This is a genomic window from Chitinimonas violaceus (assembly GCF_052601015.1).
The window spans coordinates 1-8,742 of the sequence record NZ_JBQXDJ010000104.1; the positions used below are offsets into that span (position 1 = coordinate 1).

At 53.1% G+C, this 8,742-nt stretch carries 8 protein-coding genes; all 8 read left to right on the top strand.

The features are described from left to right. Positions 1-367: 367 nt before the first annotated feature. The gene (locus ACUHMQ_RS19425; protein WP_445297111.1) at positions 368-1,918 is read left to right on the top strand and encodes a class I SAM-dependent DNA methyltransferase; all 1,551 of its coding nucleotides are present in this window, start codon (positions 368-370) and stop codon (positions 1,916-1,918) included. Beyond that, positions 1,908-2,135 carry a hypothetical protein gene (locus tag ACUHMQ_RS19430; RefSeq protein WP_445297112.1) on the top strand — a complete coding sequence of 76 codons (228 nt, stop codon included), beginning with the start codon at positions 1,908-1,910 and terminating at the stop codon, positions 2,133-2,135. Before ACUHMQ_RS19425 ends, ACUHMQ_RS19430 begins: the two co-directional genes overlap by 11 nt. Positions 2,136-2,149: 14 nt before the next feature. Further along, positions 2,150-2,419, top strand: a complete 270-nt coding sequence (locus tag ACUHMQ_RS19435) for a GIY-YIG nuclease family protein (protein ID WP_445297117.1) — start codon at positions 2,150-2,152, stop codon at positions 2,417-2,419. After that, positions 2,368-2,559, top strand: coding sequence for a hypothetical protein (locus ACUHMQ_RS19440; RefSeq protein ID WP_445297118.1), 192 nt, complete (start codon positions 2,368-2,370; stop codon positions 2,557-2,559). Before ACUHMQ_RS19435 ends, ACUHMQ_RS19440 begins: the two co-directional genes overlap by 52 nt. Then, complete coding sequence (locus tag ACUHMQ_RS19445; protein WP_445297113.1) at positions 2,549-3,910, top strand: restriction endonuclease subunit S; 1,362 nt, start codon at positions 2,549-2,551, stop codon at positions 3,908-3,910. The genes ACUHMQ_RS19440 and ACUHMQ_RS19445 overlap by 11 nt, the downstream gene beginning before the upstream one ends. Further along, on the top strand, positions 3,907-4,866 hold the full coding sequence (locus tag ACUHMQ_RS19450; RefSeq protein WP_445297114.1) for an HrgA protein: 960 nt from the start codon (positions 3,907-3,909) through the stop codon (positions 4,864-4,866). The genes ACUHMQ_RS19445 and ACUHMQ_RS19450 overlap by 4 nt, the downstream gene beginning before the upstream one ends. A 14-nt stretch (positions 4,867-4,880) precedes the next feature. Beyond that, positions 4,881-5,957, top strand: coding sequence for a Fic family protein (locus ACUHMQ_RS19455; protein WP_445297115.1), 1,077 nt, complete (start codon positions 4,881-4,883; stop codon positions 5,955-5,957). Positions 5,958-6,179: 222 nt separating this feature from the next. Beyond that, entirely contained in the window at positions 6,180-8,618 is a 2,439-nt protein-coding gene (locus ACUHMQ_RS19460; protein ID WP_445297116.1) for a type I restriction endonuclease subunit R, read from the top strand. The last annotated feature ends 124 nt before the right edge of the window (positions 8,619-8,742 follow it).

An 8,742-nucleotide genomic window follows, 5' to 3' on the forward strand; every position in this document is an offset into this window, starting at 1 on the left:
TGCCGAACTGAGCTAGGAGCTCGGCGGGAATTGCCGGCAATTCCACCGGCTTGGCTTTCGGTTTGCGAGGCATACATTCTCCTTGGGAGCATGATATGCCTTGAACACGAAATTACTGACAGACCCGGACAGGTCAGTGCGTCAGCAATACGGTGTTGAAAACACCCTCGGAATGCTCATTTACCACGCGTAAACTCCGCTTCCTTGGCCGTTTTCGCCTTGTCTTACTTTAGCTCGCGAGACTTTAGACAGGTTCTTACGGAATACCTCATTTCCCATCACGTAACCAAATCCCGCCTTGCTTGTACGATTCGGCTAACGTGCTGGACGCTCCGTTAAACATCAAAACTAGAAACAGCAACACCTCATGCTCGACGACATCAAGAAAACTCTCTGGGCCACGGCCGACAAGCTGCGTGCCAATATGGACGCTGCTGAATACAAGCACCTCGTACTTGGCCTCATCTTCGTCAAATTCGTATCTGACACTTTCCAGAGCCGCCGCGAAGAACTCACTCGCCGCTTTGCCGACGAGGCCGATGATTACTTCCTGCACGATGCCGACGACGAGCTGATTGCCGAGGAACTGGAAGACTGCGATTTCTACCGCGAAGTGAATGTATTCTGGGTGCCCGAAGCTGCCCGCTGGGAAAGCCTGCGTGCCAATGCCAAACAAGCCGACATCGGCAAACGCATCGACGATGCCCTGGCTCTGATCGAAACAGAGAACCCCAAGCTCAAAGGTATACTCGATAAACGTTACGCCCGTACCCAGCTGCCCGATGGCAAATTAGGCGAACTGGTAGACTTGGTTTCCACTATCGGCTTTCGTGAAAACGCCAGCGCTGCGCGCGATGTGCTCGGCCAAGTATACGAATACTTCCTCGGCCAGTTCGCCAATGCCGAAGGCAAGAAGGGTGGTCAGTTCTACACTCCAGCCAGCATTGTCAAAACCCTGGTGGCAGTGCTCGCCCCCCATCACGGCAAGGTGTACGACCCATGCTGCGGCAGCGGTGGCATGTTTGTGCAGTCCGAAAAATTCATCGAAGCGCACGGTGGCAAGCTCGGTGACGTCAGCATCTACGGGCAGGAGTCCAACCCCACCACTTGGCGCTTGGCTGCCATGAACCTCGCCATTCGCGGCATCGACTTCAACCTCGGCCGCGAACCGGCCGACACGTTTGTGCGCAACCAACACCCCGACCTGCGTGCTGATTTCATCCTTGCCAATCCACCGTTCAATATTAGTGACTGGTGGCATGGCAGCCTCGAAGGCGACCCGCGCTGGGTATATGGCACACCGCCAGCAGGCAACGCCAACTACGCCTGGCTGCAGCACATGCTGCACCACCTCAAACCCAACGGTCGTGCCGGCATCGTGCTGGCCAATGGCAGCATGTCCAGTAGCCAGAACAGCGAGGGCCAAATCCGCGCTGCCATGGTCGAAGCCGACGTGGTGGAAGTAATGATCGCGCTCCCCGGCCAGCTGTTCTTCAACACCCAGATTCCCGCCTGCTTGTGGTTCCTCGCCAAGCAGAAAACGTTACGCCGTGGTGAAGTACTGTTCATCGACGCCCGTAAGCTGGGCCGCATGATCAGTCGGGTACAGGCTGAGTTCACCGATGAAACCATCGACCGCATCGCCGCCACCGTAGCAGCATGGCGGGGTGAAAACGCCGAGGTATACCAAGACCAGCCTGGCTACTGCCGCAGCGTGCCGCTGGCCGAAATCGCCGAACACGGCCATGTGCTAACACCGGGCCGCTATGTGGGCGCAGAAGAAGTCGAGGACAACGACGAAGCGTTTGCGGACAAAATGCAGAAGCTCACTGAAAAGCTGGGCGAACAGATGGCAAAGGGTGCGGAACTGGATGCCTTGATTCGGCAGAAGCTGGGAGGGCTGGGGTATGAGTTTTGAAATGCTCAAGCCCTTGTCACCCGTCATTCCCGCGAACGCGGGAATCCAGATTGCGCCGGCGCTACCATTGCACTGGATGCCCGTTTTCATGGGCATGACGGCGAAGGGCGCGGAACTGGACGTGGTGATTTGGCAGAAACTGGGGAGTTGGCGTATGCATTTTGAAATTCTCAAACCCTTGTCACCCGTCATTCCCGCGAACGCGGGAATCCAGTAACCCTGGCACCTATGATGCAACCCGCCGTTTACATCCTTGCCAGTCAATGCAACGGTACGCTTTACATCGGCGTGACCAGTAATCTGGTACAGCGAGTCTGGCAGCATCGAAACGATCAAGCGGAAGGGTTCACCAAAAAATACGGCGTGCATACCTTGGTTTACTACGAATTACACACCGAGATGTACGCGGCAATAACCCGCGAGAAGCAGCTCAAAAAATGGAATCGGGCATGGAAACTGGCGCTGATAGAAAAACAAAATCCAACATGGCAAGACCTATAGCCAACGATTATTTGAAGCCCGTCATTCTGGCAACATGTCGTCATTCCCGCACAGGTGGAAATCCAAATTGCGCCGGCGTTGCCATTGCACAGGCTGCCTTGATTCGGCAGAAGCTGGGAGGGCTGGGATATGAGTTTTGAATGGCCACACGTAACGGTTGAGCAAATCGCCGCGCCATATGCTTCAGCCTTGGCAACAGGTCCATTCGGATCAAGCATCAGTTCAAGATACTTTGAAACTAGCGGCGTACCGGTCATTCGGGGTTCGAATCTTACTTCAGATATTTCTGTACGTCTGATAGATGAAGGCTTAGTTTTTGTTTCACAAAGCAAGGCAGAGGAGTTTCAACGATCAGTTGCACGCTATGGTGATTTAGTCTTTACCTGTTGGGGGACGATCAACCAAGTCGGTCTAATAGACGATCGGTGCAAATACGACACGTATATCGTATCTAACAAACAAATGAAGCTAACGGTCGATCAAACAAAGGCAGACCCTCGCTTTATTTACTACTTGTTTTCCAGCCCAGATAAGCAGACCGAAATCCTAGATAACGGCATCGGCAGCTCTGTTCCTGGATTTAACCTGGGACAACTCAAAAAGCATGAGTTTCTTCTTCCCTCTTTGGGGGAGCAGCGACTCATTGCTGACTTTCTAGAGATGCTCGACGACCGCATCACACTCCTACGCGAAACCAACGCCACGCTGGAAGCCATCGCCCAGGCGCTGTTCAAGTCCTGGTTTGTCGATTTCGACCCCGTCCGCGCCAAACAGGAAGGCCGCGCGCCTGAAGGCATGGACGAAGCCACCGCCGCGCTCTTCCCCGACCGCTTTACCGAATCCCCTTTGGGTTTGGTGCCTGAGGGGTGGAGGATTGGGACGTTGGCTGATCTAGCAAAACTGAATCCAGAGTCTTGGACTGCAAAACGACACCCGCAGACGGTTGCCTATGTAGATCTTGCTAACACCAAAGACAACTCGGTTACAGGCATTGCCGAATTTACTTTCGATGAGGCACCAAGCCGTGCGAGGCGGGTATTGCGGAAGGGAGATACCATCGTTGGTACTGTTCGGCCAGGCAACCGATCATTTGCGTTCATTTCCAATGCTATACCGAATCTAACCGGCAGCACGGGTTTTGCAGTACTTCGGCCCACAAAGCAGGAACACACGGAGTTCGTGTTCTTAGCGGCGACTTCTGATAGAAACATTGATTATTTGGCACATTTTGCCGATGGTGGGGCTTATCCCGCAGTTCGCCCAGAAGTAATTTTAAGCCTTCAGTCAATCGTTCCTAATGAAACAGTACTGGCCGCATTCCACTCAGCCGCAGAATTGATTTTTGCAAAGATTGGTACAAACCAACTACAAGCCCAAACCCTCGCCGCCCTCCGCGACACCTTGCTCCCCCGCCTGATCTCAGGCCAGTTGCGCTTACCAGAGGCTAGTTTAGCCTTGGATGCACAACTCGAATTAGAAGGTGCTGCATGATGAATGCACCATTGAAGATGACGTTGAAAGAACGTGTATTAAGTCAGTTAAAAGCAAAGGCGGGGGAAAACTTTACGTCGGCCGAGATTGCGCGCTTGCTGATGGCGAGCTACCCCGACTTCTGCCAGCAAAAGCTGAACAATAGTAAGGCATTGAAAACCCAAGACGATTTGTTTTGGCAGTTGCAAGCCGAAATAGGTGGTTCGCTCACTGACTGGGCCAGGCAAGTGCCATCGCTACGGACGCTGGAGGGCAAGCCACGGCGGGTGTACAGGTCGGATAGCATGGATGACGTCACTGTAGGCAGCGCGCAAGCCAGCGCCTTTGCAGCCGAAACCAAATCGGCCAAATTGGTCGAAAAAGCGCTTTATCCGCTGTTGCAGCAGTGGCTATGGAGCGAACACAAGCTATTGTCTATGCGTATTAGTGAATCCTCTTCCAAAAAAACCAGCACGGCTGTCAGTAATGTTTGGCTGCATCCGGATATGGTGGCGATGGAAAACCTGACACAACATTGGCAAGCCGACTTGCGCGAATGTGTGCGCAAGCGGGGAGACCTGCAGTCGCGGCTCTGGTCGTTTGAAGTCAAACTACAGCTTGATCGCACCAATGTGCGGCAGGATTTCTTTCAGACTGTGTCCAACTCCAGTTGGGCAAGTTTTGCGTATTTGGTAGCCATGACCATTACTGGCGAAGCCATGCGCGAACTGCGGCTGCTCTGCGCAGCCCATGGTGTAGGGGTCATCCAACTTGATCCCGGCGACTTGAGTAATAGCCAGATTGTTGTGCCAGCACGAGAGCGGGCTGCGGTGGACTGGGATACCTGCAACCGTCTGGCCGAGATCAACCCGGATTTCGTCAGTTACCTCAGGCGCGTGCGCAAGTTCTACCAGACCGGCGAGGCGACACCGCATGATTGGCAGATGCCTGATGTGACCGAATCAGAAAGCATGTGAAGTGAGACGCCATTTTGCCCTTTGATCGCAGCCAACCCTATAACGATCTCCCCTTGCTGCCGCCGGCTTTCGAGTTGGAGACCAAGGCCGTACTCAAGCAGGCGATTGTCGCCAATCGCGTGTTGGCCAATCTACGTGGCTTAGCTGCCAAGATTCCGAATCAGGGGGTGTTGATCAACAGCATCTTTCTGCAAGAAGCGCGGCTATCGTCCGAGATTGAAAATATCGTCACCACCAATGACGAACTGTACCGTGCTGCGGCAGATGCAGATGGTAAAACCGATGCCCATACCAAGGAGGTGCTGCGCTACCGTGAAGCGTTGTACTTTGGCTTTCAGGCACTGAAAGACCGTCCGCTGACCACCAATCTATTTATAGAACTGGTGCAGTTGATCAAACAAGCCCAGATCGGCATTCGGGCTATCCCAGGCACAGCACTCAAGAACGATGTCGGGGCGGTTGTCTACACCCCGCCGGCGGGTGAATCGGTGATCCGCGACAAGCTGGCGAACTTGGAACAGTTCATCCATGCCGAAGATGACATCGATCCACTGATCAAGATGGCCGTGATGCACTACCAGTTCGAGGCGATCCATCCCTTCCCTGATGGCAATGGTCGTACAGGGCGAATTCTGAATTTGCTTTATCTGGTGGAGAAGCAGTTGCTCGATATTCCGGTGCTGTTTTTGTCGCGTTACATCATCAGCAACAAGGCCGGCTACTACGAAGGCTTGCGGCGAGTGACCGAAGAGCAGGATTGGGAGAGCTGGGTGCTATTCATGCTACGTGCAGTTGAAGTAACCGCACAGCAGACCTTTGATCAGGTCACCCGGATTCTGGATTTGATGGAAGCCGTCCGCACCAGGGTGCAGATTGAAGCCGAAGGTATCTACAGCAAGGATTTGATCGAGGTGATCTTTCACCAGCCGTACACCAAGATTCAGTTTCTTGTCGAAGCCGGTATTGCCAAGCGGCAGACGGCATCGCGGTATCTACAGGTACTAGTCGAGCTAGGAGTGCTGCGTGAGCAGCAGGTTGGTCGAGAGAAGTACTACATCAATGAGGCACTGTTTAAAGAGCTGACATATTGAATAGGGAATGCTCAGATCGACATATCTTAATAACGTGTCGATTTTTAATGAATTTTTAAGCATGTTTCGTGAATGTGTCGATTGCATCGACACATTACCGCAAGAAGCGAGAAGCAGTCATGTACAGAAAATCACGATCTCTGTACACGTTTCGGCGAATATGTACAAAAGATGGCATTTCTTAACCATAAGTTATCTCATCGGGCCTAATTGGAAACATGCATGACCGAAGACCAACTAGAACAAGAAGCCTTGAGCTGGCTGGAAGACGCGGGTTACACGATCATCTGCGGTTACGACATTGCCCCGGATAGCGATGTCGCGCCCGAGCGCTTGGACTACCGGCAACCCCTGATGGTAGAGCGATTGCGCGCTGCGATTACCAGACTGAACCCTACTGTTCCACAGGTCGCGCGCGAGGATGCGCTGAAACAAGTCATGGACTTGGGTACTCCCTCACTGCTGTCGGCCAATCGCCACTTCCACAGCCTGCTGGTGAATGGTGTGCCGGTGCAGTACCAGAAAGATGACGAAACCCGCGGTGACTTTGTACGGTTGATCGACTTTGCCGATATAGCCGCCAATGAGTGGCTGGCGATCAATCAGTACACCCTCAAAGGTCCCAGCCGCCCGGATATCGTCCTATTCATAAATGGTTTGCCGCTGGTGCTTTTAGAGCTGAAGAACCCGGCAGATGAATCTGCCGATATCTGGAAAGCCTACAACCAGATTCAAACCTACAAGGAACAGATTCCTGATGTATTCCAGTACAACGAACTGCTGGTAATCTCAGATGGCAGCGAAGCAAGGTTCGGTGCGTTGTCGAGCAATGCCGAGCGCTTCATGCAGTGGCGGACGATTGATGGGGTAGCGCTCGATCCACTCGGTCAGTTCAATGAGTTGGAAACCTTGATTCGTGGTTTGCTCAAACCAGCCATGTTGCTCGATTATCTACGCTTCTTTGTGCTGTTTGAGGATGATGATGATGATGACCTAGTCAAGAAAGTGGCTGGCTATCACCAGTTCCATGCGGTACGTTCAGCCATCGATCAAGTAGTGGTCGCTTCTCGACCCAGTGGTACACACAAGGGGGGGGTGGTCTGGCACACCCAGGGCAGCGGTAAGAGCATCACCATGACCTGCTTTGCCGCCCGAGTAATGCGCGAAGCCGCGATGGAGAACCCAACCATTGTGGTCATCACCGACCGCAACGATTTGGATGGCCAATTATTCGGTGTGTTCTCGCTGGCGCAAGACTTGCTGCGTGAACAACCAGTGAAGGCAGAAACCCGCGGAGACCTGCGCGCCAAGCTGAGTAATCGCCCCTCAGGTGGTATCGTGTTCACCACCATTCAGAAATTCATGCCGGGTGAGGATGAAGACTCCTTTCCTGTACTCAGCAACCGCAGCAATATCGTTGTCATTGCCGATGAGGCACACCGCACACAATATGGCTTTGAAGCCAAGTTCAAGACAGTGCAAGCAGCACGTATCGCGGCCAATAACAATATAGTGCTCAAAATCGCCGAACCTGCAGCGCCCTACGAGTTGAAATCCCAGTTCCAGGTCGGTTATGCCCAGCATCTGCGCGATGCTCTGCCCAATGCCACCTTCGTGGCATTTACGGGTACGCCGGTATCCAGCGAAGACCGCGATACCCGTGCAGTGTTCGGAGACTACATCCACATCTATGACATGCAGCAGGCGCAGCAGGACGGCGCCACTGTGGCGATCTATTACGAGTCACGTCTCGCCAAATTGAGCCTCAAAGAGGTCGAACTGAGCGGAATAGATACCGAAGTGGATGAACTGACCGAAGATGAGGAAGACAACGAGCAGTGCAAGCTCAAATCCAAATGGACTGCACTTGAAAAAGTTGTCGGTGCAGAACCACGTATCCAGCGAATTGCCCAAGACCTAGTCGCTCACTTTGAGGAACGCAGCAAGGTACAAGCCGGTAAAGCGATGGTCGTGGCAATGAGCCGAGAGATTTGTGTCCATCTTTACAACGAGATCATCAAGCTACGTCCAGATTGGCACAATGAAGACCCCGAAAAAGGCGCCATCAAGATAGTGATGACCGGCTCTGCCAGCGATAAGCTGCTGCTGCGCCCTCACATTTACACCAAGCAAATCAAAAAACGGCTGGAAAAACGCTTCAAAGACCCACTAGACCCGCTACGCCTCGTCATCGTGCGCGATATGTGGCTTACCGGTTTTGATGCGCCCTGTATGCATACGCTCTACGTGGACAAGCCGATGAAGGGCCACAATCTGATGCAAGCCATTGCACGGGTGAACCGGGTGTTCAAGGACAAACAGGGCGGGCTGGTGGTGGATTACATCGGCATTGCCAACGATCTGAAACACGCCCTCAAAGAATACACTGCCAGCAATGGACGTGGTCGGCCTACGGTGGATGCGCACGAAGCCTACGCAGTGCTCGAAGAAAAGCTCGATGTGCTGCGCGCCATGCTGCATGGCTTTAACTACAGCGACTTCCTGACTGGCGGCCACAAGCTGCTGGCCGGTGCCGCCAATCATGTACTCAACGAAAAAAATGGCAAGAGGCGTTGGGCAGATACTGCACTGGCCATGAGCAAAGCATTCAGCCTATGTTGCACTCTAGATGAAGCCAAAGTTGTACGTGAAGAAGTATGAATCCCCCCGGATAATGAGGAGGCTCCATTTCTTGAGAGAATGGAGTTATGAAGAAGCCAACCAAGTATTCGCCAGAAGTCAAAGAACGCGCTGTCCGTATGGTTTTTGAACATCGGTCAGAGTA